This window comes from Rathayibacter sp. AY1D1, assembly GCF_002932635.1.
GTDB lineage: Bacteria > Actinomycetota > Actinomycetes > Actinomycetales > Microbacteriaceae > Rathayibacter.
In genome coordinates this window covers 25,986-47,777 of sequence record NZ_PSVY01000025.1, presented here as the reverse complement: position 1 = coordinate 47,777, position 21,792 = coordinate 25,986, and the positions used below count along the sequence as shown (strand labels likewise).

Here is a 21,792-nt window from a genome sequence, read left to right as displayed (position 1 = left end):
ACTCTGCAGAAAGGCCCACCATGACCACCACCACGACCCCCGCCCCCGACGTCGACGAGTGGGGACACACCGCCGAGCTGCGCGCCGCGCAAGACGCCGTGAACGCTGCCGCCCAGACTGGCGAGATCCGCGCCCTGCACGCCGCGGTGCGCGTGCTCTTCACCGCTGCCGCCCGGCACGCCTGGCCGACCGCCACGGCTCTCGTGTTCAAGCGCGAGAGCGTCGGCACGTTTTCCGGATACTGGGCGCTCTGCCGCGTCACCGACGCGGGGCATCGGGTCCTCCGCGAGTGGGAGGACGAGCCCGACGAGATGAGCGACGAGAGCGACGAGGAGCGCGTCGCGCTCGACCTCATCACGAATAGCCACGAGACGCAGGACTACGCCGACACCTTCGGCCCGCTCCGCGAGGGCGTGGCGGTCGGATACCACCTCTACATGCTCTGAGCACGCGCCTGCGGGTCGACCCGAAACGGGCCGGCCCGCACGAGGGGGAGACCCCCCTCGACCCCCCCGATCACACGCGTGGACCGGCCATTCGCGCTCGAGCGGTGGTCAGCGGCGGGGCCGCGGTTTGCGCGTCTTTCCCGCGCGAATGTTCCGGTTCTCGATGACGCCGACGACGGCCAGGCCGATCGCCACCGCAACGAGGAGCACCCAGCCGAGGACGTTGAACCACTGCCCGGTGAATGCCGCATACGTCTGCCCCCCGGCGATGCTCGCGAACATCAGCGACAACCCGAACCAGACCATGCCGTTGCTGATCAGCGCCGCACGCGCCAGGGGATTCCGGGGAGTGGCCATGGCGTCACTGTGACACCGGCGACTGGGACTGCCCCCAAAGCGGGCAGCGTTCTACGCTGACGAGGCGGCGTCGAGCGGGACCGCACGTCCCGGCTCCGCTGCCGCGGACCCCGCCATTCGCCCCGGTTGGCCGAGGGACCGCCAGTAGCCCCCGGCGCGCACTCCGTTTCGCGGCCCGCCGGGGGCTACCCGCGGCGCCGCTCCACCGAGCGTCAACGGTGACGCCGCCCTAGTGGGCGTCGTCGTACGCCTTCTGAACCTCAGCAGAGATGCGGCCGCGATCCGACACGTTGTGCCCGTTCTTCGCCGCCCACTCCCGGACCGCCTTCAACCGCTCCGGGTCGCTCTTCGCCCGAGCGGGAGCCGAGGAGCCGGCGTTACCGTCTCGACGCACACGACGGCCGGCGTCCACGTACTTCTCGAACACGGAGCGCAGCTCGGCCGTGTTCTTCGCCGATAGATCGATTTCATAGTTCGCGCCGTCAATCGAGAAGGTGACGGTTCCACCGTCACCCTCAATTGCAGAGCCGTCCAGGTCATCGATCAGAGAGAGCTTCTGTGCCATCGGGTATCTCCAAGCAGAGGGAATCAGTGATCGCTCTGTTTCTACCAGCCAGCCGCTTACAGGCGGCGCACCATGAGCGAGTGTCTGGCGTCCGCGCTCACCCCGCCGAGAGGCCCCGGTCAGGGGTAGTAGATCGACCACTCCGTCTCCGGGAGCTCGCGCACGTCATCGATGACCCGCACCCGCCAGCCGGCGTCCGTGCGGTCCTCGATTTCGCCGCGCACGATCTCGGGCGTCCACCCGTCACGAGTGCTCACGTACCGCACGAAGCGCATGTGCTGGCCCGGCATCGGGTTGGTCGGACCGCCTCTAGACATGGCCTCATTCTCGGCAACCCAGGTTTCGGAAAGCTGCGTCGCGGGTGCTGCTCTCGGCCGCGCCATGCACGCGGCCGAGAGCAGGGCGGCACCGGAGCCCCTTGCACCGGTATGGCCGTCGCGGCGTCAACGAAGTCCCCACTTCTCGACCGCACCGCACCATTAGACACGACGTGCCAACACGACGACGCCCAGGGGAGCGGGTCGAGCAGGTGGGGTCCGTTGTCGCGGACGCTGTTCACATCTCGAGAAACCTCGTAGTGCTCGAGGTCGAACGCGACCGCGCTCGACTTCTACTCGAGCAGCTCCTTCAAAGCGTCGACGTCCAGGTGCCCACCGAGCCAGTCGTCGTACCCGTCCGGCGTGGTGCACGCCGGCATCCGGTTTTGGACCTCACCCGGCGCCAAATGCGAGTCGCGGGTGACGATCGCCGTCGACAGCCGCAGCACTACAAGAGTTCGCCAGCGAGGTGGACAACCAAGCCAAGAACGAGGAGGAGAGCGCACGCTACAACGGTCAGCCGATCGGTCCGCGGTCGCGACCCCCGCGGGCAGGCCGAGCGTGCTCGCGCGATCGTCGCTGACATTGATCGCCAGCTCGACGCGAACACCGCCGCCGGCCGACGGTCTAGGTAGCGGGTCGTCTCGCGTCCGATAGGGGCGTTACTTGGTCAACTTAAAACTCCGCGGACGGCAACGCGGTCCAGATGATCACTCGACTGGCAGCGAGTTGCCAATGAGGCATTTACCCGTCGAGATGGGTTGGAACAGCGCCCCGACATATTTATTGTCGCCGTCTTCCCCGGAAGCTTTGTGACGATACTGACCGACGAAGCAGGAACCATTAGACTTAACCGCGATAAAAATCGCGTCAGCTGTTTCGCCCGCGGTCGTCGTTTCGACAGTCGTCTCCATTTGCGTCTGGTCGAACCCGCTGTTGATCAGAGCCTGTGCTAAGTCCGTCCCGTTCGGATCGCCGACTGACGCGACCGTTCGCTCGTTGACCGAGTTGAAGACGGCCAGATTTTGATCGGTGCTCTGACTGGGATCGTAAGCAGTCGCAGTCGCCTCGGGAGCTGCCGATGACAAGGCCGGGGCGGATGCCGATGCCGAGTCGGACGTGACGTCTCTGGGTGTGCAGCCAGAGAGGATCGCAATCGTCGCTGCAATTGTGGCGATGGTGCAGAGTGTCGTTCTTCGGGAATCCACACTCTGATCCTGCCATGCGGAAGGCCCGGGCCGATCGCCGAGGCGAGCGACCCGGCCTGATCCTGTCATGCGGAAGGCCCGAGCCGATCGCCGAGGCGAGCGACCCGGGCCTTCCGCATGGCCTAACCCTTCGATGCGTCCACGAGGTAGCCGTACCCCGGAACGTAGGGGCAGTTCTTGAGAATCGTCCACCCGTCCGCACGATAGGCCTGAACCTCGGCACGGCAGGCGGAGTATGTAGGGAAGTACCCTCCGCTGTACTGCACGGCGCTGGCCGGCGTCGCCGTCGCGAAGAGAGCGGCGCCGGCCAGAAGACCGGCCGCCGCTGCCATGGTCATCTTTCGAGTTGTGACGAGTCGCATGGTTTGTCCCCCCAAGGCTGTGATAGGTATCTCCTATGAGCCCTGATGTAGACAATATCCCAAAATCATCAAACGCGACGCGAACGGCCGGTCACAAATTGATAACGTAGCTGTCTTTTATTCTTTCCGAGCGGCCGCATAGTCGAGGCCGCTTCTGGCAAGAAGCGACCCCAACCCATTGCAACAAATTTTCTTGATTGGAACTAATCTGTTGCAGTGGCCTCTAGCATCGCGACATCATCATCGTCCATCGGCCCCAACGGGCCACGCATTGCAGTCTCTTCTCGAGCGCAACAACAGATCGGAACCGTCTCGTATGGGAATGGTTGATTGAGTGTCTAGCTGCGGAACGGCAAAGAAGGGGGGAGGGGAAGCGCGAGCGCTTCCCCTCCCCCCTTCTTTGCCGTCTTGCCAGACGTCTAGGCGCAGCTTCCCTGCTTCACGATCGCGTGGGCGCCCGCGTCATCGATCTTGTGCCACCGGCTGGATGCCTGTCCGACGCGGCTTTCGGTGCTGCGGAAGTAGTACCCGGCTCCGGTGTAGAAGGTGCCGCAGTAACCCGCGGGGATGAGCACCGCATCCCAGTCGTACGGAGCGCCGGCCTCCACATTGGGTGCGATCGTCTTCTGCACCGCACCCGCGGCGACCTGCCCGTTGGTCGTGTAGTCGGTGGAGACTCGGAAGGAGATGGACCCCTTGTTCACGATCCGGCCGCACAGCGGCTTCGTGCAGGTTCCGCCCACCGCTGCGGCCGACATGCCCTCGTCGTATTCGATCCACTCGGGTGCGCCCTCTTGAAGGTACGCGGCCGGAACTTCGGTCGTGAATCCCTCGTCGGTGGTGAGGTAGCCGACCGCGGATGAGCCCTCAGGCGCCGGAGCCGGAGCGGCCTGGGCCCCGGCCGGTGCCACGGTCGCGAGGAGTGCGAGCACTACACCGGCGATCGCAGCGCGTCCCATGAACCGCTTGCTGCGTGTCGTTTCGGCGTGACGAGCGAGTGAAATTGACATCTGGAAGTCCCCCAACTTTGAGTCTCGACGGCGGCATTGCCGTCTGAGACATCAGAGTGGAGGGCAAGGACGCTCAGAGGAAGCTTGCCTGAAAAAGTTCACCGACAGTTCACGGCCTGAACGTAAGGTGGGGCCATGACGCGACTCAGGAGCTACTCACGGGCCGTCGGAACGCTCCTCATTTCGGCGGGAGTCGTCGGCGCTGCCGCCTTCTTGCTGCACTGGGGGCAGTGCTTCGGTGGCCTGACGGACGGCTGCTACGCCGCCACCCAGTCCGACTTCCCTTGGGTCGCGATGTCCGTTCTCTGGGTGATCACCTTCCCTCTCGCCATCGTCGGCGCGTTCCTCTTCTCCCCGAAGCAGCCCATCACGCTGATCGGGGTAGTGCTCCTCATGCTGATCAATCCGCTGACCGACCATGGACTCTTCTTTGTCCCCTGGGACGTGGCCGACACCCTGCCGTTCACAGGTTTGACGATCGCCTTTGCGGCGATCGCTGCGGGAGCACTTCAGATCGTCAGCTCGCAGAGAGTTGAGCAACCGCTGCTTCGCGGAAGCTCGCCAGAACAGCACCAGGGTCACCCGTCATACGGCGAAGGTACCCCCGCCTGAAGGTCTCGCCTACCGGTCCGTCGTCGTTCGCGGCGATGATTGCGGGTAGCTGTACTCGGCTGCGATCTGAGTCTTCAGCGCATCAAGGTCCCAAACCGCTGCCCACGATGTGCCAGCCAGCAGCTCCACAAGTTCAGCGTGCTTCTCCAGCGCGTCGGCCAGCTTGCGGTAGGCGGATTCGATCTTCTTCGACATGCCTCCATCTTCCCGTGCTGACGTTGCGCAGCTCAACGCGCGACCGTCCGATGAGGGATGGGTAGACGGGACGGTGCTCGACTCAGCTCTCGGTGGTCGGCTTCGAAGCGGCTGAGCCCGACGAAAGGCCGAGCACTTTCAGCGGTCCATCGCCGAGGGCACCGAGGGCGTCTGCAACATCATTGGTGAGCAGGGAGTCGATCAGTTCCGGGGCCAGTGGGAGATCCCCGGAATCGATCTGCTCGAGGACGCGGGCGCGGACACGCTCGCGGAAGATGATGCCGTTTTCGTACTCGCGGACTGCCGCTCGGTTGAGCTGTTGACGGTCAGGCCAGTCACGGAGTAGGCGGAGCAGCGCGTAGACGACGGTTCCGCCGGCGAGGATCACCAGTTCGAGCGGGTTCTCGTACCGGAGGCTCTGGACGGTGATCTGAGCGTTTGCGTCCGCTTCGCGGCCAGCGATGCGCTCGAACTCGTCGATCGGCTGAGGAAGGTCTACGGGTTCCAGGGCCGCGAAGAAGAGCGAGCCATCGCTCCAGGCAAGGTCACCAGCGCGGCCGAGTCCGCGCCGTCGCGAACGCATTCGCGCAGCGATGAGCGCGCCTCGATCTGTTCGGCGCTGCAGGGCGCTCGCGAACTCGAGGACACGCCTCACATCATCGACCGCCGCCCCAAGCGCGGCGATGGACGCGTTCGGGCCGAGATTCAGGGTCAAGGTGATCGTCTCTGCCATGGGATGAACGTAGCGGGGCTGGTCGAGTGCTGCTGTCGTTCGACTAGGGGCGAGAGCTACCAGCGGCGGGACGTCATGCTGAGTTCGTCAGCCTCTTCCTCTGTGAGGACTCCGACGAGCTCGGCGATCTTGACGATGATGCTCTCCATCGGCTCCTCCGCCGTGCTGAACCCGCCTCGCGACGCGAGAGTCGGCGTCACCTGGTCCAGCTCTTCGAACGTCACGCCGTGCATCACTGGCACCAGAAGGCTCCGCCGGAGGAGGGCGCTGAGTTCGTTGCTCGCGATGCTCCGATCGGTGCGCAGCTTCTCGAGCATCGCGGGCGTGACCAGTACGATGCCCATCCGAGAACTGACCAGACCACGATCGATCGCGACGCGCATGTCTGTACCAGGCCGGAGGCTGACCTCGCTGAACCAGACCGTCACGTCGTTCGCGAGCAGCTGCTCGTAGACGTCTTGTGCGTCGGCCTGACGATCCGGCCACGCGTGGCAGAGGAACACATCGTTCTGCTGAACCGTGCGCACGACTGTTGCCTGACGAACGGGCTCCAGGTCGCGGACCTGCTGCGGCGTGTACGAGACGGTCGACGTCCTCGGCTGCCACGACGGACGAGCACTGCGCCCGCCGCCGCCAGACACGCTCCCGCTCCGGCGCACGGGCGCCGGAGCCGCAGGAGGCGTGTGCGGCCGGTAGGGCCGCGGCTGCTCGTAGTAGCTGTAGCCGCCGCCGCGACCGTGAACTGGGCAATCGGCGCCGCCGCCGCGAATGTGGCCCCGTACGGGCGCTGTGCACTGAGACATGTCGCAGATGGTAGCTCCGACCTCCGACATGCTCAGAGCGGTGTGGGAATGGTGTAGCAGGCGCCAAGGGAACGTCCACGCCTGATCGGGAGGTCAGCGCTGGTTCTGCCGCGCGAAGGCGAGCGCGCTGAGTGGAACGCAGGCGGCCTGATCGGCTGCCGGGTGATACCAACGCCCACAACCGAGTGCGATGATTCCAACGACACTTTAAGCTATAGGCGAAGGAGCCTCATGATTAAAGCACTTTCATCAACCGCAATGTTTTGGATTGGCATCGGCGGCATATCGTTAGGTTTATTTTTCGGATTGATAGTGCCGATCTGGATCGCTCCCTATCAAGCTGACGGGTCCCCTACAATCAGCCAAATTCTTTCAACGGTCCCAGTTCTTACTCGCATAGCTGAGGGAATTGGGTACTCTTTCATTGCGGGAGCTTTTGTAGTACGTCATTTCGAAAATTGGCAAGCTACAGATGCTCGTCGATCCGTTCACTTCGTCGGACGCGCAGCCCGGAAAGATGAAGATTAAGGATTATGCGCCGTGCTAGCAGTATTCCGCTTAGCGCCAAAAGATTCTGCACAAAATGACTTGATGTCGGAATCATACTTCGTCAGTGCGGCTGTGAGAAGTAGGTCATCCTGTATGGCGGCTTCCGCCCCGTCGCGAGTGGCCTTAGATGCCACAGACGAAACGAGGTCATGTAGACCCGGGTAGCTGGCGTAATATTGCTGGAGGTCGACAGTGTCGCCAGTGTGTAGATACTGTGTTGTGACGCCGTAACTGATAGAAGAACACAAGGCCAAATTTGCTTCAGCGGAGGTTGGCTTTGTACCGGCCGGCGCAAATGTCTGAGGCCCGCGAGGGTTAAATTCACCGAAGAGAGTTTCGAGCGTCGTTGCGGGACCTGTCGCAAACCAGTAATCGCCGTAGACTAATTGGTTATCCTCAGTAATGAGGGCAGACCAATCGTCAATAAGCTTGAGGGTGGCGTCCGGTTCATCATAAATTCTTAGAACAACGCCAGTCCCGGATTCGGGTAGGCAGTACAACCCCGCTGCCGATCCCCAATAGTCAGGGTCTCCGCCCATCAAGTGAGGGTTCGAACATGCGTTATTGCTGGCAATTTCGCCAATGTCGCTCGTCGTCAGGCTCTTAGTTGTACTTGAAGATTCGGCGCATCCGACTAGGGCGCACGCCACAACGAGGCTGCTGACCGAAGCGGCCAGCAGCCTCGTCGCGATGGAGTGAGTCACTTCCAGCGGACGTACCCGATTGTTCCCGGGGCGCTCGAATACCCACGGATCTTGGCCACGGTCGCGCGGTTCCCGATGAGGGCGTTTGCTGAGCCGGAGCCACCGCAACCGGCCGTGTACCACACCGGCGTCGAGACGCTCGGCGTTACCGAGTATCCACGGCCCTGCACACAAGAGGGGCCGCTGTTGAAGGCGAACTTGTCCTGTGTCCAGGAATAGCTCCACCGAGCAGTTGAGTCATAGCCGATGATGCCGCATCCGTCAGTGGATTCCACCCATCCCGACACGTTGACGAATGAGGCGTTTCGGTAGCTGCACGCTGCGGCGACCTGAGCGGACTCGTTTCCGGCCGTACCGGAAGTTCGAGCCTCACTTGGAGCGTCATCTCCGATGACCTCGACGGTTTCACCCTTCGAGCCGAAGACGATGACTGAATCGGAGCTGAGAACTGCATCATCCGCGATGACGATATCGGGATGCTCTTCGAGATATTGCGAAACAGAGTCTGTGTTTCCTGTGCTTATCGTTTCGGCCGCGTTGACCGGCGATGACGTTGCGATGAGCGCCGCGGCTAGACATGTAGCTGCGGTCATCGCGAATCGAGTGCGCATTCGTTCCCCATTGAACATATGGACTACTACAACCTTAGTGATCTAGAATAGATTCACTCGTCGGCGAGGTTCGCCCCCAACCCCGTAGGAGCAGGAGACCATGATTGAGGCCAGCGCGTCAAGTCTTTTTTCGGTGTCGTCAGTGCTCAACGTCGTTCAGATTGGGTTTTGGGTCTTGTTTGCTATCGGTGTCGCCGTACGCGCTGTACGAATTTTGGTCCTCAAGAGAGGTGACCGACTGCGGAACGTCGCGCGACCGTTCGCCGACGCCGGTGCGGTCCAGTCGAGTGCGTTCGGTTGGGCTCCTGGCGAGCAACTGCGTGCGGATGGAATCTCAGCGCCTGCAGAGAGTGATCGAGACGTGGATCGAGGGCGGTCGGGTAACTCGTCGGTCTGAAAGTACGGACGGGTGATCTGGCCACCGGAGCGTAGTCTGCCCAGGGGCTCCTGCCTGACGGCAAGCGCGGGTCTTCGAGCATGGTCTGGTTAGCCACGCCGCGCTTCACGGCCTCGGTTGCAGCGCCCGTGCTCCGGTTTCTCGCCGGCAGATGACCCGTCTGGTGGGGAGACCGTAGCTGGACCCGTCCTGTAGGGGAGGGGGCGGACCGGCCATTAGCGATCCCGTCCGGTTGGGCCCATGAGCACTGACGTCTGGCGGTGTCCCATTAGGGGGTCGTTGACCGGTCGCGCGCAAGTCGGCTGTGGGGCCGCGCAGTGGCGCTGGGGGTGTCGTCTCGTTTGACCCGGCCGTTAGCAGTTCCGCTGAGGGGGCGTGAAACGAGGCGCGGGGCCCAGGTTGTCTACTCCGGGTCGGGTGGTTGTGGGGCTGTGTCGTTGAGGCGGCGATAGTAGGCGACGTCGAGTGCGCTGAGGTGGGTGAGGAGGCGTCCGGCGCGGTCGTGCATGGTCATGGAGCCGTCGTGGAGGCTCGCGATGGCGCCGATGCGGTGCAGCATCAGTACCGTGGCGAGGCGTTCGGCGTAGTGCAGTTCCAGGAAGTACACCAGCGGCGGGTTGCCGGTGCGTCCCGGGGTGAAGAGGGCGGTGGGCTGGTGTCGGGTGACGCCGGTGTCGCGGTTGAGTTCTCGGAAGATGTATCGGTCGCGCAGCCACGGCCCGCCGAGGATTGCCGCAACGATGACGACGGCGCCGAGGATGACGAACGGGTTGAGGAGAACGGCGAGGTCGTTGCCGGTCATCATCCGAGCATGTCCCGGGTGCGGTCGCGGTCCTCGGCCGCTTCGGTGTCCGCGGCGAGCTGCGCGACTCGCGCTTCGATGTAGACGGTGCGCATCGTGGCGTCATGGTCGAGTTGCAGGACTCGCAGGAGGCGATGCAGTTGTACGGTGCCGGCCGAGGTTTTACCGGTCAGGATGCGTCGGACGGTGCGCGGTCGGAGCCGTGCGAACACGGCTACCTTCTGTGCGCTCCAGCCCTGCGCCTGCATGGCTGTGGTCAGTACCTCGCCGAGCGCGGTGTCAAAGTGCTGGGGCGTCAACCCAATGAAGTCCACCCGGCCAGGGTAGCCAGCACCGCGCCAGCCTAGGCGGAGGGCGTTTCACTGGTACGCAAGTAGGCGTAGACGGTCTCTCGGCTGATGCCGTATTCCTTCGCCAGCGTCGTCTTCGGCACGCCAGCGGCAGCACGTTCGTGTAGCTCGGCGATCTGGGTCGGGGAGAGCGACCGGCGGCGCCCGCGGTAGGCGCCGCGTTGCTTGGCGAGGGCGATGCCCTCGCGTTGACGCTCCCGGATGAGTTCGCGTTCGAACTCTGCGAACGCGCCCATCATGTTCAGCAGCAGGTTCGCCATCGCACTGTCCTCACCGGTGAAGGTGAGCTGCTCCTTCACGAACTCGACCCGGACCCGCTTGTCCGTCAGTCTGCGCACGAGCCGGCGAAGATCTTCGAGGTTTCTTGCGAGCCGATCCATCGAGTGCACGAGCACCGTGTCTCCGTCGCGGACGAACCCGATCATCTCTTCGAGCTGCGGACGGTTCACGTCCTTGCCGGAGGCCTTGTCCTCGAAGACTCGATCCAGCGTCACGCCGTCGAGCTGGCGCACCGTGCTCTGATCCAACGTGCTCACCCGCACGTACCCGACCCTCTGACCCGACATGCCGCCTCCGACCGCTACTTGTCCAGTTGAAGTCTAAGAGCCGCAGGTGCAAGTGTCAGACAAGGCCCGACATGGCCCTATTCGGACGCGCTTCGGCGATGGTGCCTGACGTCCGGTTGGGGTGTACCTCAGGTTGGCGGGCAGGGTGGCGGCGCCGCCGGGACTGGGCATCGCCACCCATGCGGGATACGACTACTAGCTCCGTCGCTGGTTGAAGGTGAGCGGCACGAGCACCAGGCCTCGCGGCAGGACTGCTACGAACGGTCCCAAGTCGCGTCGACGTCGCGGCCACGATCTTGCACGATGTCGTTGATAGCGAACCCCAAAACGAGCCACCCCTGCGAGCTGTCGTCGGTCAGGTCGCCCGAGTACTTCCGCAGGAGGTCAGCGACGTTCGCCCACGAGGAGAGGTAGTCGGCCACGTCCTCCTCAGCAGTGGCGAGCGACGCGATGAGGGACGGATCGGCGCCCACCCTCTCGGCGGTGTCCCGCAGCAGCGAGAAGAGTCGGCGCTCCTCCATCGCACCGAGCACTTCGTCTGGAGTCACTGCCGCGGCAGGGTTGGCTGCTAGTTGCAGGGTGAGAAGGTTGAGGAGCGAGTACTGGCCAAGAGTCGTCATGGGTTGACCGTAGCGAGCCCGAGCAGCGACACGCCGTGATCTGTGAGCTGCCCATCAGCCCCGCGAGGAGCTGGCCGTACGTGCCGCGGAGCTGCGCTCTCGGGGCTGAGCACGCACCGAGTGTTCAGGCGTGACGTCACTGTCCGCCGGTCGGCGGTGTATCGAGTGGCTGCGCGGTCGCGGGAGTCGGGGGATAGGTTGTCGGGTCGTTCGCTGCGGCCGTAATGGCCGCCCATTTCTTCGGCAGTGAAGAGGTTGGGATACCGAAGCCGGGCATGTCCCAGAGTTTGCGTGTGCGGTCGGTGGGGCCGGTGTTGGGCCAGAATCGTAGACGCCATATGTCTCCTGGTGTGGTGGAGCCTGGCCAGCCGTAGTTGACGAAGCCGCGTCCGCTGATTTCGACCCAGTAGCTTCCTTTCGCCAGCTCGAAAGTTGTACCGGTCATCGTGGGACTGTCGAGTCGCACGGTTGGTGCGGTGAGGGTGATCGTTTCGACGGATATCTGTTCCCAGTCGTCGGTGTCGGACTGGGGTCGAGTGGCCCACCGCTCGATGGCGATCGCCGTCTGGAAGTTGTTCTGGTGCGGGGATGTGACGAGCACGGTTTGGCCGTCGCCGGCCGAGGGCGGTGTGGTCAGTGCATCTTCCAGGAGCGCGAGTTCGTCGGAGTCAGGCATGCCACTGGTGATGGTGAATTGTCCGTAGTCCATCGCGAGGGTGACGGTGGATGTTGACAGCGGTTGCGCGGCGCTCATGCGACAGAGACTACTTCCGCATACGGCGGCCGTCATGCGTCGGCATGCCGACCGAGGCCGGCTCCCCGCTGCGCCGTTCGCCGGGGTGCTAGTGGTGCCCCAGGGTGAGGCCTTCCCTCCGATAAGCAGAGCGTCGGCCGGAGGGAGGAGGGTGTCAGGAGTGCCCCTCTGGGGCATCCCCGAAGGGGACGCGGAGCGCTCTTGACGCCCTCGTCACGAAGGCCAGAGTGGAGCGGTCGGAGGGACGGCCGGACGTGACGTGCGTTGTCACGCTGCGGCGCTCGAACCGTCGTGCTCGTCCTCGTCATCGGTGGACGTTTCGTAGCGACTGTCACTGCTGTAGTACCACTTGCGGTAGTCACGGCGTCGCCCGGCGAGGTAGAAGTAGACGGGCGCTGCGATCACGAACACGGCTACTGCAAAGAGCGTCAGGATTCTGACGGCGTATGGGTGTGGCGGAAAGATCGTGAAGGTAGAGAAGACGGTCCACGCGAGGACTGTGAGGATGACGGCGGCGCTGCTGAGGGCGAGGAGTCGAACGGGCGTCCAGGCCAGATCATCGATGCGGTGTTGCTTGCGGTAGGTGGCGTCGATCTGTCGTCGTTGTTCATCTCGGAGAACCGGTCCGAAGTCATCGGTGTAGGCGCGCATGTTACGCACGTCGGCCCACACTCTTTCGCGTCGCTCGGGGTCGTAGGAGGAGGCGACTATTGCGTCGATAAGCCAGGCGGGTCGACGGTCGCCGCGATACCCGGCGCTGCTGTTCGCTGCGCGGTCGGCGGTGTCCGGGTGGAGGTCGAGCTGCGGATCGTGCATGCGGTCGACGAACACCGCGTCTTGACGTCGACGGTTTGCAGTTCCGGTGAAGGGGATGCCCTCGCGGAAGCGAGGTGGGTAGTAGAGGTTCAGCTCCTCTAGGAGGACCAGCGCTTCGGGCGCGATCCTCTCCCGAAAGGATGCGGCGTGGCGGGGCAGGGTCACTCCTGCGGCTCGTGGTGGGAGTCCCCGGAGGATCCCGTGTTCGGCTGCTCTGTCTGGGGAGATTCCTGGCGCGGTGTCGTCGCTCGCGGTCGGGACTTGCGGACGCGAGCGGGGCCGGGTGCGCGGGCTCCTGTGGCGCGGAGGTCTTTGTCGCTCCATCCCGAAGCGAGGGCGGCGTCCCATGCTTTCGAGTGAGCGTCGCGTGCGTCTCGGGCGGCGGCATCAGCGGTATCGACGTCGTTGATCGCGGCGACGAGAGTCCGCACGGCAGCTACACGATCCTCGACGGATCTCTCGAGGAGGGCTCGGGCTGATGTGGCGGCGGATTCGGGATCGATCGTCTTCTCAGGCATACCGTCAGATTATCGGGCGCCGCCGTCGTCTGCCAGTCCTCGATCCTGCTTCGCGGATCGGGACCCGGCCTACCGCTTCGCGGTCCGGTTCGTGAAGTTTCAGAGTCAGCAAGCAATAGACATGGGTGCCCCATGTCGCACGCGTCCCTTCCGCTGCGTGGAGGACCGGGGCATACTGGTCGTATGGTCCCCGCCGGTTGGCGGGTTCGCTGCGCTGGGCCTTGAAGGGATGGTGGTTCTCGTGTCCGAGTCGGAGGAGAAGCGGCCGATCTTCGGGCGTAAGCGCCGTCCGAACGTGCCGGAGGGCCGGCGGGAGAAGCGATACGTGGTGAAGGTCACGGCCGAGGAGGATGCACAGTTGCGTGCCCGGGCGGAGGTCCGAGATGTGACGGTGGCGCGGCTGTTGTTCGAGTCCGCGATGGACGCGAAGGTGGTAACTGCGAAGGAGCGGAAAGAGGCTGTCGCGATGCTGTTCAAGTTGCAGCGCGAGATGGCCAACGCGTCGAACAACGTCAACCAGATTGCCCGGTTCGCGAACGCGGAGGGCCGCTACGTTGCGGAGGCCGTGGAGGTCACGGCGGAGTACCGGCGGGTGGCGGGTCTGGTGTCCGAGGCGCTGTCGGTGGTGAACCGCACGTGATCGCGAAGGTGACCCGTGGCGCGCAGATGAGTGGGCTGATGTCGTACCTCGCGGGACGCGGGTTTGCGAACGAGCACACGGAGCCGCACCTGGTCGCGGGGGATGCGGCGATCATGGCGCTGTACGGGTACGACGAGTTGGACCGCGCGACCGCTCTGGCGATCGCTGAGAGCATCGATGAGCCGCGCAAGCATTTCGAGGTCGACGTGCTGCGCCAGGTGTCCAAGCGTGACCCGGAGACGGGCGAGGTGGTGAAGGTTCGCGAGGAGGCGAACGTGTGGCATTGCTCCCTGTCTCTTGCGGCGGAGGAGGGTCAGCTCACCGACGAGAAGTGGGGGCAGATCGCGCAGGATTTCGTGGACCGGATGGGTTTCACGGAGGCCAGCGGGAAGGCCGCGTGCCGGTGGGTCGCGGTGCGTCACGGCGTGTCCTCGAACGGCAACGATCACATCCACCTGGCGGTGTCTCTGGTGCGTGAGGACGGAACCAAAGCGTCGACGCATAACGACTTCCACCGGGCCATGAAGGTGGTTCGTGAGCTGGAACACGAGCACAAGCTGGCGCCGATGATCGCGGCGCAGCAGCCGGAGTTGTTGCAGCGCGAAGAGCGCCGGCCGGCGCGCGAGGCGGCGCGGCGGCGCGGTGCGGTCGAGGTCGATGCGAAGCGGTTGGAGAGGGCGGTGCGGGCCGCGGCTACAGCGTCGGTGGATGAGGGTGAGTTCGTGCGCCGGATGAAGCGAGAAGGTGTGCTCATCCGTCCCCGCTTCGCCGCCGGGCGAGACGATGTGGTGACCGGTTACTCGGTGGCGCTGCGCCCCGCGAAGGGTGAGCAGCCGGTGTGGCACGGCGGCCTCCGGCTCGCCCGTGACCTGTCGCTCCCCGAGCTTCGGAAGGGCTGGCCGGACCGCCCGGAATCCGCGACCGAAGCGGTCGCAGAGTGGCGCGCGTCGAGCAAGAACCCGTGGCAGTACCGGCCGGTAAATCCGGGCCGGGAAGAGGCCGAGATGAACCCGCAGTTCTTCGACCTGTACGCACGCGATATGACGCGGCTGCACGAGTACATCAAGACGATTCCGCCGGAAGATCACGCGGCGTGGGCGCACGTCGCCCGCGAGACGGCCGGCGCCTACGCGGCATGGTCAAAGCGGTTGGAGACGACGCCCGGGCCGCTCGCGGATGCTGCGCGCACGCTCGCCCGGTCGGCGCAGTTGCGGCCGTCCGAGAGCCGGCCGCGTCCGGTGGCGATGCCGTCGATGAGCAACACCACAGCGCTGATCCTCGCGCAGGTGTCCAAGGGGAAGAACGCGACCGCGGAGGCGCTGCTGTTCCGGCAGCTCGCGACGACGACGAACTCGATTCGCCGTGCCGCGCAGGCCGCCGGCGACGCGCGACGCGCAGCGGAGTTGTCCGCGGCGCTGCGTGAGCGGTTGACGAAGGTTCGTGACGCTTACACGGCGCAGGAGCACACGAACGTGTTGGCCTCGTTGTCGCCGGAGCAGCGTGCGACCGCGGAGCGCGCCGCGCTGGCCGCGGGCCGCTCCGGTGTCGGGTCGCCGGTGCCGACGACGTTGCCGCCGCGCACGAGCGGGCCGGTGGTCGTGCCGACCACGACGACAGGTCCGGGATTGTCGAACACTCCCGCGCAGCAGCGCGACGAGTTGGAGAGGTAGGGGAAGGGGCTCTCATGGCCGAGGAACACGACGAGGTAATGAACGACACCGGGCAGGCGCTCCGGGTGGCGATCGCGGTCGCCGCGCAGATGGCGGACAAGTTCGCCCGCGCCCGCGAGGAAATGGCCCGCGAAGCGCAGCGGCGCAGCGAGCAAGAGCAGCGCGGGTTGCAGCTCCGGTTCGAGGGGGAGCGGGACGTCGCCGCGAACCGGCTCGCACTGGTCGAGCGTCCCGAGTTCTGGGACCGCGCGAACGTCGACCAGATCGCGCGCATGCACGAGACGGCTCAGCAGTGGAAGGACTTCGACCCGCGCGCCGAGGCCGCGTCGGAGACGATCGCTCGAGAAGTGCAGGAGCGGTACGGCGTCGACGTGAACAGTCCCGGAGCCGCCCCGGAAGACGTTCGTGCGGCTCTGGCGCGTGCGGAGCTGAACCGGGAGCAGGCGGCGTCGGAGAACCTGTCCACGAGCGAGCGGGGCTCCGCTGCGGTGGAGTTCGTGGACGCGGTTGACGCAGTGCGCGAAGCAAACCGGCTGGATGATCGAGCAGACAACTCGCTCGCCCGCGCCGACGATGCACCCACCGTCACCGATGCTCCGACGCCTGATCAGTTCCGCATCGATCAGGCGGCGGCGTTGGAGTTGCAGGCGCGCGAGTACGACGTGACCGCCGAGCAGGGCGGCACCAGCGCTCACACGCCCGACGAGCTGCGAGAGCTGGCTACCGATGCCCGCTCCCAGGCGCAGCTCTACCGCGACGAAGCCCCCACCCCGACCGCAGAGCCGGCTATGGCCGCGCCGGCCGCTAGGAGCGCCGCTGAGACGTCCGCCGCGTCCGATCAGGGACGCGCGAGCGCTGAGCGCAACCACGGCGCCGCAGCGTACGACAGCGCCGAGCACCGCACCGCAATGGCCGCTGAACTCAAAGCCCACGGCATCCCGCAAGAGGCCATCGACGTGCGCATGCGCGCGACGATCGCACAGGGCAAGCCCGTGTCCGAAGCGGTTCCCGCGACGCCCGGAGCGCACAAGGTGAACGTCCCGCAGACCACTCCGAGTCGCACGGCAAACCGCTCCCGGCAGACACCGGAGCAGAGTTTCTAGGAGCTGTACGCAGCCCGACACGTCAGAAGGAAAGGTCTTCTAATACTTCGCCGGTCTGATGAACGAAACCCGCGTGGTCCCAGCTGATGAGGTTGCTACCATTCGGGCTGATACTACTAACACCGATATGCCGCAAGGCATCTTGAAGCGCACGCCCAAATATCTTGCTATTAGCGATTGGAAACAGTTTATCTAAAATGAATGTTTATTCAGTAGATGAAAGAGATTCTTCGACGGAAATGACAGCAAGTGGTTACCGGATTATGATTGTAAATCCGGGGCGGCGCATCAGCGCCTTCAATCTCGATGGAGGATCGGCTTCAGAGGCTTTAGAGTGGGCAAAGAAAAATGCGTCAGACGGCGGATTTTCGGTTGCGGCTCGCTTTGATGAGGATGGGGGCGGCGTCACGTTGATCTGGTTGACGCCGCCCCCGGAAGTTGTTATGGAGCGGATCGGCTAAGAGCAGACTGCCGTCTGAGTCGTCGGCTTGCAAAAAACAGGAGACGATATGTCGGATCCAGTTTTCTGACCTGTGGGGGTAATGATCTCGATGGTCGATGAACCCTGATAGTGGCCCGTCAAGGTGGAGCCGGCTTTATCGGCTGCAGGCGTGTAGAAGACGTTTCCGGAGCCATTCACCTTGACGGTGCGCGGTTCGTCGTTCGATTTTACCTGCTGCCAGTTCACACCGTTGCTGGTGTCTCCGTTGTAGGAAGCGCTGTCCCACATCAGGCCACTTCTCACTCTGACTGAGGCCGTAGGGGGGTAGGAGCCGGTGCCGGTGCACTTCACGTTGGTCTTGTAGATCACATAGATTTGGCCCTTCTTGCGGGCGCCTTCGGAGATGTGCGGGTTCTGCGCGTCGACCGTGCAGGTGATGGTGAAGGACGCAGCGCGCAGTGACGTTTGCCCCGAGGATGAGGGCGTCGCTTGAGCAGGTGTCGCGGCCGGGTCGGAAAAGATCAGAGAATCACCGATCTTCGTGTCATGTAGTACTTCGGGCGAGAGCGTGCTAGTGGTGGCGCTTGTCTCGGCTTGCGCAGGCCCTGATGCGATCAGGCTTGTCGCCAGGAAGAGGGCCACTCCGAGTAGTGAAGCGGCTTTACGTCGTGCGTGCATGGAAATCCCCTAATTTCGAGTGCTCACAGTCATGAGTTCCTCGCACTGTAGGCACATCTGCATCCTGGATCAAATCCTCATTCGGGGGTCAAATCTCGACGGGATACCATGTCTCGCCGTGGCGATTTTGGTGAGTGTCCATAGGCAATTCTGCTTGTTCGAGCACGCCACATGCACCATGGCGGCGCCCTACTTCTATTGAACTGCTTTTAGTTCACTATTCTTGTAAATCCCATGTGCCGCATCCATTGGAGCTGAAGGAATAGGCGTCACTTACTACGACCACTTCCAGGCGAAGCGCTGAAGACACGAAGTTGTTGTCAATGATATTTCCGGCGCTGTCGAGGAGCTCCCAATAGCAGTTGCTAATGCTTCCCTCGCTCACATAAGTCCCTGGAAGCACAGGTTCCCCCACCCGGTACGTGCCGTCTCCGACTCGCCTTCCTTCGGCTCGCAAGCGAGCATCATCAGCCGCCGCCGAGGCTGCGTCTCTCTCGGCCTGCTCTTCGCCGGCAACAATCTGCGCGTACGGAGCAGCTCCTGGATTATTGGGGCAAAGTTTCACTGCAATAAGCCGATTAGCGTACTCGCTTTTGCTCAAAGCGGCCGGATCAGTCGATCCGAGTGTCGAAGAGGTGCAGTATTTGTAGTAATCCTTTAAAAGCTTGTCGTATGCCGCATTATCGAAGTCATATGTGAAGATGCTCTTTTGTGCCTCGGACGGCGCTACGCCGCTCACGCGAATAGTCTCACAGTATGAAAACTCTGTCCCAGCGGCCCAAACCTCCTCAAGCGAATTGAAGATCGTCGACGCACCCGAGCACTTGAACTGATAGATAAAGCCGCCGACCATCGACTCGGTCAGCACATGCGTCGGCGTCGGCGTTGGTGTTGGTGTCGGAGTCAGAGTCGCAGACCGAGTAGGACTCGCGGTCGCGGAAGCAGAGCTTGCAATGGGATCCTCGGCGGTAGCGCAGCCAGACAAGAACAGCGCCACTGCCACTCCTACCGCTGAGGCCAGTACTCGGAAATGACGGGCTGCTTCCATGCCTCGGAGCCTAGCGCCGAGCGCGACCAGCAGGAGAAGACGACGCGTAGGGCGCACCCTCACTCCGGTTCAAGTTGTCCAGCTCGTCGGTTGTGCGGAGAGAACAGCGGTAAGCCGGTGGCGGTAGGCGGCGAAGCAGCGTCCACAGCCCCGATAGGCGGCTGCACATACGAGAGGGAGGGCAGCGCATCATGCGCTGCCCTCCCTCTCATTTTGCCCCGGGTCAGTCGGGTTGTCGGTCCGGCGGGAACAGGTGATCCGGCGGCCGGCTGTACGGCAGTGCTTCGCCAGGCTCGTTCTCGTCCGTGGACCCGGCGAACGGCCCATCGTGAGACAGCAGCACGGCCATGTGCGGGCCAGCGTGGTTCAGCCACCAGGCGCTCAACGGCAGACCGGGTTCCCGGCGTGCGTCCTCCCAACTCAGCCACAACGTCTCCAACCGCTGCACGGCCTCGTCACTGTTCCACCACTCGGCTTTCCACCGTCCGGTAGCGGGACCTTTCGCGGACACGCGGCGGCGGTAGGAGAACCGCCAGTACTTCCGCAGCCACTCATCCACCGATCCGTACACCCGCTCCGCCCCCGGCTCCTCTGCCGGTGCCGACACGTCGCTCGTCGTCGGCACCGGAGCGGCGACGGTCGGCGCCGGTTCAGTGGGTGCCGGGTCCGGTTCGGTGGTCGAGGGCGTCTCGCCTCCGGCGAACGGGTCTTCCTCATCGAACGGGTCAGGCAGGGGCATCAGCGCGGTCCTTCGCCGTGTCCGCGTCCTTCGTCCGCAGAAGGTCCCGCAGCGCTGCGCCCTCCGCGGCCGGAGCGCCCGCCGCCGCCGCGGTTGCCGGAGCGACGTTCTCGCTGTCGGCCGCGGCCGACGTGTCCTCGCCCGCGGCCGTGACCGTCGAGTCCTCGACCACGGCGGTTGCGGTGTCCTCCACGGTGGGCTCGGTTGCCGTGGGGCCGGCCGCCGCAGCCGGGGCGGTTTCCTCGACCACGGCAGGCTGCTTGGAGGGGTCGTGCGCGGCGATAGAGGCCTTGATCGCGGCAACTTGCTTCTTCGGTCCCCTGAACCACGGGATCGTGCGCAGCATCGCCGCGCGCGCGCCGGAAGAGAGCATGACCGCGTAGCCGCGAGGCAGGTTCGCCAGCTCGTCCACTTCCAGGATTGGCTCACGCTTCAACGACGTCGACGTGGACCGCACGCCCTTGTTGAAGCTCTCCGTGGACGCCTCCCGGTCATAGGTGCCGACCAGCTCAGAGAGGTTCTTCAAGAAGTCGTTCTCCCGGACACCGCCGGCATAGATGAACACGTTCGACGCGCTGCGCAGCTTCTCCATGCCTTCCTTCCCGAACACGGCCACGCCCTGCGAGTAGGACTGGAACACCGACATGATCGGAATGCCCCGGGACCCGAAGTGCGAGTACAGGTCGGGCAGGTCCGGCCACCGGCACACGTTCGCGGCCTCGTCCAGGATCGCGACCAACGGAGTCTGCATCCGCCCGCCCGCGGACACGTCCGCGAGGTCCGTCGCCGCTTCCAGCGTCGCCGCGGTGAGCGCGGTGACCAGGGGGCCGGCGGTGCCAGCTCCTTCCTTGGAGAGGCTGTAGAGGGTGTTCCGGCCACGCACGAAATCGGCGGCCTTGAATTCCGGTCGCGTCTCATTTTCTCGAGGATTGATCCAGTCGGACACGAACGTGTTCTGCAAGCTCGACGCCATCTCCTGCGCGGTGACGAAGTAGCCGCTGCGCGGCTTGGGGTCCGACTGCAACAGGCCCAGCAGCCCGTCCGCCTGCAACGGGTAGCCGCCCTTGCGGAGAATGCGCACCGTCTCCTCGTTGGTGGGCTCCGTGGTCCACGTGTACACGTCCCGGATTGGCCGGCCCGAGACGGCCGCGGCGAGCAGGAAGCTCGCCAGCAGCAGCTTCCCGTTGGCCTCGAAGTGCGCGTTGTCGCCACCGGACGAGCCGGCCTTGCGGCTGCCGGCCGCGAAGTAGCCGGCGAGCTTCGCCGCCCGAGTGTCATCCGTCACGTAGGTGAGCGGATTCCACCACCAGGTCGGTTCCTCCCGCGCGACGCGCTGAGGATCGAACACCCACACCTGACCGAACGCGGCCCGCACGTCGCGAGTCGCATCGAGCACGTCGCGCTTGTTCGAGGTGGTCACCATCGCGCCAGGAGCTGCCATCACCGCGGGGATGACGAAGCTGGTCGACTTCCCCACGCGAGGACCCGCGATGAGGGTGGTCATGTCCTCGAACGACGCGAACACCTGCTTCCTGTTCGCCGGAGCGATCGTCCCCAATGGGATGCCGGGGCTGTTCTTCACGCCCAACCGTCGAGATTTCGCGGTCGCCTCCTTCACCCGCAGGTGCTCCAGGTCGCCCTCCGTGGCCATGTGACTAGCGGCACGGTTGGCGACAGCTCGCGCCCGGCGCTCCTTCCGGCCCGACAGGCGTGCCCACAGGAACAGCGTCCCGAACAGGGCCACCACGGCGCCCACCACTGCGCAGATCAGTATTGCGGTGGGCGGCCACACCACCGTTCCGTCAAACAGGCCCACGATGACGCCCAGCGGCTCCAACGTCCCGATATCGGGATTCACGCCGTCCTTCTCGGACCCGTACCGGACGGCAACGAAGAGAGCGATCGCTCCCACGAACACCACCGCCACCGGGTATGTCCACCACGGGGTGCCGGATCGCCCCGGCTCGCGCTTGCGATTGTTCGACGGGCTCATGGCGTGACTCCTTCGGTCGGTGCTGTAGTGAGAGGGGCGCGAGCGGGGATCGCGTGCTCCACGGCCGCGGTGAACGCGAACGAGGCGGCGGTGGCCACGAGGACCGCGACGGCCAGGAGCCCGGCGATCGCGCCGACCTGACCGAGCGGCCCCCGCAGGAGAGCGGCGATGGTGCGGGGCATGG

27 protein-coding genes are annotated in these 21,792 nt (G+C 64.5%); 7 read left to right on the top strand and 20 right to left on the bottom strand.

Annotated features, from left to right (window positions below):
• On the top strand, positions 1 to 446 hold a 446-nt coding region (locus C5C56_RS13965; protein WP_219813901.1), incomplete at its 5' end, for a hypothetical protein.
• A 108-nt stretch (positions 447 to 554) separates the two neighbouring features.
• Here the strand turns inward: C5C56_RS13965 and C5C56_RS13960 are convergent.
• The 5 genes from C5C56_RS13960 to C5C56_RS13945 all read right to left on the bottom strand — a co-directional run bounded on the left by C5C56_RS13960 (position 555) and on the right by C5C56_RS13945 (position 4,280).
• The gene (locus C5C56_RS13960) at positions 555 to 803 is read right to left on the bottom strand and encodes a hypothetical protein (protein WP_146083206.1); all 249 of its coding nucleotides are present in this window, start codon (positions 801 to 803) and stop codon (positions 555 to 557) included.
• Positions 804 to 1,032: 229 nt separating this feature from the next.
• Positions 1,033 to 1,368, bottom strand: a complete 336-nt coding sequence (locus tag C5C56_RS13955) for an Lsr2 family protein (protein WP_104256244.1) — start codon at positions 1,366 to 1,368, stop codon at positions 1,033 to 1,035.
• 119 nt (positions 1,369 to 1,487) lie between these two features.
• The gene (locus tag C5C56_RS17585) at positions 1,488 to 1,685 is read right to left on the bottom strand and encodes a hypothetical protein (protein ID WP_146083205.1); all 198 of its coding nucleotides are present in this window, start codon (positions 1,683 to 1,685) and stop codon (positions 1,488 to 1,490) included.
• A 710-nt stretch (positions 1,686 to 2,395) separates the two neighbouring features.
• Positions 2,396 to 2,893: a DUF6993 domain-containing protein gene (locus tag C5C56_RS17580; RefSeq protein WP_146083204.1), complete on the bottom strand. Its 498-nt coding sequence runs from the start codon at positions 2,891 to 2,893 to the stop codon at positions 2,396 to 2,398.
• Between the two features lie 781 nt (positions 2,894 to 3,674).
• Entirely contained in the window at positions 3,675 to 4,280 is a 606-nt protein-coding gene (locus C5C56_RS13945) for a hypothetical protein (protein WP_146086490.1), read from the bottom strand.
• A 120-nt stretch (positions 4,281 to 4,400) separates the two neighbouring features.
• Here C5C56_RS13945 and C5C56_RS13940 point away from each other — a divergent pair, with 120 nt between their 5' ends.
• Complete coding sequence (locus C5C56_RS13940) at positions 4,401 to 4,877, top strand: hypothetical protein (protein ID WP_104256241.1); 477 nt, start codon at positions 4,401 to 4,403, stop codon at positions 4,875 to 4,877.
• Positions 4,878 to 4,886: 9 nt separating this feature from the next.
• Here C5C56_RS13940 and C5C56_RS13935 read toward each other — a convergent pair whose 3' ends face one another.
• The 10 genes from C5C56_RS13935 to C5C56_RS13895 form a co-directional block, all read right to left on the bottom strand.
• Positions 4,887 to 5,072, bottom strand: coding sequence for a hypothetical protein (locus C5C56_RS13935; RefSeq protein ID WP_104256240.1), 186 nt, complete (start codon positions 5,070 to 5,072; stop codon positions 4,887 to 4,889).
• Positions 5,073 to 5,154: 82 nt separating this feature from the next.
• Positions 5,155 to 5,805, bottom strand: a complete 651-nt coding sequence (locus C5C56_RS13930) for a hypothetical protein (RefSeq protein ID WP_104256239.1) — start codon at positions 5,803 to 5,805, stop codon at positions 5,155 to 5,157.
• Between the two features lie 56 nt (positions 5,806 to 5,861).
• On the bottom strand, positions 5,862 to 6,608 hold the full coding sequence (locus tag C5C56_RS13925; RefSeq protein ID WP_104256238.1) for a toll/interleukin-1 receptor domain-containing protein: 747 nt from the start codon (positions 6,606 to 6,608) through the stop codon (positions 5,862 to 5,864).
• 1,249 nt (positions 6,609 to 7,857) lie between these two features.
• Positions 7,858 to 8,454 (bottom strand): hypothetical protein, encoded by a 597-nt coding sequence (locus C5C56_RS17575; protein WP_146083203.1) that lies wholly within the window; start codon positions 8,452 to 8,454, stop codon positions 7,858 to 7,860.
• Positions 8,455 to 9,272: 818 nt separating this feature from the next.
• Positions 9,273 to 9,671 (bottom strand): hypothetical protein, encoded by a 399-nt coding sequence (locus C5C56_RS13920; RefSeq protein ID WP_104256237.1) that lies wholly within the window; start codon positions 9,669 to 9,671, stop codon positions 9,273 to 9,275.
• The gene (locus C5C56_RS13915; RefSeq protein WP_104256236.1) at positions 9,671 to 9,985 is read right to left on the bottom strand and encodes a helix-turn-helix transcriptional regulator; all 315 of its coding nucleotides are present in this window, start codon (positions 9,983 to 9,985) and stop codon (positions 9,671 to 9,673) included. The genes C5C56_RS13920 and C5C56_RS13915 overlap by 1 nt, the downstream gene beginning before the upstream one ends.
• Before the next feature lie 29 nt (positions 9,986 to 10,014).
• Entirely contained in the window at positions 10,015 to 10,587 is a 573-nt protein-coding gene (locus tag C5C56_RS13910; protein ID WP_104256235.1) for a recombinase family protein, read from the bottom strand.
• A gap of 254 nt (positions 10,588 to 10,841) precedes the next feature.
• The gene (locus C5C56_RS13905) at positions 10,842 to 11,207 is read right to left on the bottom strand and encodes a hypothetical protein (protein WP_146083202.1); all 366 of its coding nucleotides are present in this window, start codon (positions 11,205 to 11,207) and stop codon (positions 10,842 to 10,844) included.
• A gap of 136 nt (positions 11,208 to 11,343) precedes the next feature.
• On the bottom strand, positions 11,344 to 11,961 hold the full coding sequence (locus C5C56_RS13900; RefSeq protein WP_181074614.1) for a hypothetical protein: 618 nt from the start codon (positions 11,959 to 11,961) through the stop codon (positions 11,344 to 11,346).
• A gap of 267 nt (positions 11,962 to 12,228) precedes the next feature.
• Positions 12,229 to 12,942, bottom strand: a complete 714-nt coding sequence (locus C5C56_RS13895; protein ID WP_104256233.1) for a hypothetical protein — start codon at positions 12,940 to 12,942, stop codon at positions 12,229 to 12,231.
• A gap of 191 nt (positions 12,943 to 13,133) precedes the next feature.
• Here C5C56_RS13895 and C5C56_RS18350 point away from each other — a divergent pair, with 191 nt between their 5' ends.
• From C5C56_RS18350 to C5C56_RS13875, 5 genes are all read left to right on the top strand, one after another.
• On the top strand, positions 13,134 to 13,256 hold the full coding sequence (locus C5C56_RS18350; protein WP_258063701.1) for a hypothetical protein: 123 nt from the start codon (positions 13,134 to 13,136) through the stop codon (positions 13,254 to 13,256).
• A 268-nt stretch (positions 13,257 to 13,524) separates the two neighbouring features.
• Positions 13,525 to 13,935 (top strand): plasmid mobilization relaxosome protein MobC, encoded by a 411-nt coding sequence (gene mobC / locus C5C56_RS13890; protein ID WP_104256232.1) that lies wholly within the window; start codon positions 13,525 to 13,527, stop codon positions 13,933 to 13,935.
• Complete coding sequence (locus C5C56_RS13885) at positions 13,932 to 15,605, top strand: relaxase/mobilization nuclease domain-containing protein (RefSeq protein ID WP_104256231.1); 1,674 nt, start codon at positions 13,932 to 13,934, stop codon at positions 15,603 to 15,605. The genes mobC and C5C56_RS13885 overlap by 4 nt, the downstream gene beginning before the upstream one ends.
• A gap of 14 nt (positions 15,606 to 15,619) precedes the next feature.
• On the top strand, positions 15,620 to 16,708 hold the full coding sequence (locus tag C5C56_RS13880; RefSeq protein WP_104256230.1) for a hypothetical protein: 1,089 nt from the start codon (positions 15,620 to 15,622) through the stop codon (positions 16,706 to 16,708).
• Positions 16,709 to 16,905: 197 nt separating this feature from the next.
• On the top strand, positions 16,906 to 17,169 hold the full coding sequence (locus C5C56_RS13875) for a hypothetical protein (protein WP_104256229.1): 264 nt from the start codon (positions 16,906 to 16,908) through the stop codon (positions 17,167 to 17,169).
• Here the strand turns inward: C5C56_RS13875 and C5C56_RS17570 are convergent.
• From C5C56_RS17570 to C5C56_RS13860, 5 genes are all read right to left on the bottom strand, one after another.
• On the bottom strand, positions 17,166 to 17,792 hold the full coding sequence (locus C5C56_RS17570) for a hypothetical protein (RefSeq protein ID WP_146083200.1): 627 nt from the start codon (positions 17,790 to 17,792) through the stop codon (positions 17,166 to 17,168). The two genes, C5C56_RS13875 and C5C56_RS17570, sit on opposite strands and share 4 nt — an antisense overlap.
• A gap of 253 nt (positions 17,793 to 18,045) precedes the next feature.
• Positions 18,046 to 18,825, bottom strand: a complete 780-nt coding sequence (locus C5C56_RS17565; RefSeq protein ID WP_146083199.1) for a hypothetical protein — start codon at positions 18,823 to 18,825, stop codon at positions 18,046 to 18,048.
• A 274-nt stretch (positions 18,826 to 19,099) separates the two neighbouring features.
• Entirely contained in the window at positions 19,100 to 19,615 is a 516-nt protein-coding gene (locus C5C56_RS13870; RefSeq protein WP_104256228.1) for a DUF4913 domain-containing protein, read from the bottom strand.
• A complete protein-coding gene (locus tag C5C56_RS13865) occupies positions 19,602 to 21,608 on the bottom strand; it encodes a type IV secretory system conjugative DNA transfer family protein (protein ID WP_181074616.1) in 2,007 nt (668 codons plus the stop codon). The genes C5C56_RS13870 and C5C56_RS13865 overlap by 14 nt, the downstream gene beginning before the upstream one ends.
• A complete protein-coding gene (locus C5C56_RS13860; RefSeq protein WP_104256227.1) occupies positions 21,605 to 21,790 on the bottom strand; it encodes a hypothetical protein in 186 nt (61 codons plus the stop codon). The genes C5C56_RS13865 and C5C56_RS13860 overlap by 4 nt, the downstream gene beginning before the upstream one ends.
• Positions 21,791 to 21,792: the final 2 nt, after the last annotated feature.

Bases quoted from the DNA above. Each gene is read 5' to 3' on its own strand.
- C5C56_RS13960 (WP_146083206.1), bottom strand. From the start codon at position 803: ATGGCCACTCCCCGGAATCCCCTGGCGCGTGCGGCGCTGATCAGCAAC.
- C5C56_RS13955 (WP_104256244.1), bottom strand. From the start codon at position 1,368: ATGGCACAGAAGCTCTCTCTGATCGATGACCTGGACGGCTCTGCAATT.
- C5C56_RS17585 (WP_146083205.1), bottom strand. From the start codon at position 1,685: ATGTCTAGAGGCGGTCCGACCAACCCGATGCCGGGCCAGCACATGCGC.
- C5C56_RS13940 (WP_104256241.1), top strand. From the start codon at position 4,401: ATGACGCGACTCAGGAGCTACTCACGGGCCGTCGGAACGCTCCTCATT.
- C5C56_RS13935 (WP_104256240.1), bottom strand. From the start codon at position 5,072: ATGTCGAAGAAGATCGAATCCGCCTACCGCAAGCTGGCCGACGCGCTG.
- C5C56_RS13930 (WP_104256239.1), bottom strand. From the start codon at position 5,805: ATGGCAGAGACGATCACCTTGACCCTGAATCTCGGCCCGAACGCGTCC.
- C5C56_RS13925 (WP_104256238.1), bottom strand. From the start codon at position 6,608: ATGTCTCAGTGCACAGCGCCCGTACGGGGCCACATTCGCGGCGGCGGC.
- C5C56_RS17575 (WP_146083203.1), bottom strand. From the start codon at position 8,454: ATGACCGCAGCTACATGTCTAGCCGCGGCGCTCATCGCAACGTCATCG.
- C5C56_RS13920 (WP_104256237.1), bottom strand. From the start codon at position 9,671: ATGACCGGCAACGACCTCGCCGTTCTCCTCAACCCGTTCGTCATCCTC.
- C5C56_RS13910 (WP_104256235.1), bottom strand. From the start codon at position 10,587: ATGTCGGGTCAGAGGGTCGGGTACGTGCGGGTGAGCACGTTGGATCAG.
- C5C56_RS13905 (WP_146083202.1), bottom strand. From the start codon at position 11,207: ATGACGACTCTTGGCCAGTACTCGCTCCTCAACCTTCTCACCCTGCAA.
- C5C56_RS13900 (WP_181074614.1), bottom strand. From the start codon at position 11,961: ATGAGCGCCGCGCAACCGCTGTCAACATCCACCGTCACCCTCGCGATG.
- mobC (WP_104256232.1), top strand. From the start codon at position 13,525: ATGGTGGTTCTCGTGTCCGAGTCGGAGGAGAAGCGGCCGATCTTCGGG.
- C5C56_RS13880 (WP_104256230.1), top strand. From the start codon at position 15,620: ATGGCCGAGGAACACGACGAGGTAATGAACGACACCGGGCAGGCGCTC.
- C5C56_RS13875 (WP_104256229.1), top strand. From the start codon at position 16,906: ATGAATGTTTATTCAGTAGATGAAAGAGATTCTTCGACGGAAATGACA.
- C5C56_RS13870 (WP_104256228.1), bottom strand. From the start codon at position 19,615: ATGCCCCTGCCTGACCCGTTCGATGAGGAAGACCCGTTCGCCGGAGGC.
- C5C56_RS13865 (WP_181074616.1), bottom strand. From the start codon at position 21,608: ATGAGCCCGTCGAACAATCGCAAGCGCGAGCCGGGGCGATCCGGCACC.
- C5C56_RS13860 (WP_104256227.1), bottom strand. From the start codon at position 21,790: ATGCCCCGCACCATCGCCGCTCTCCTGCGGGGGCCGCTCGGTCAGGTC.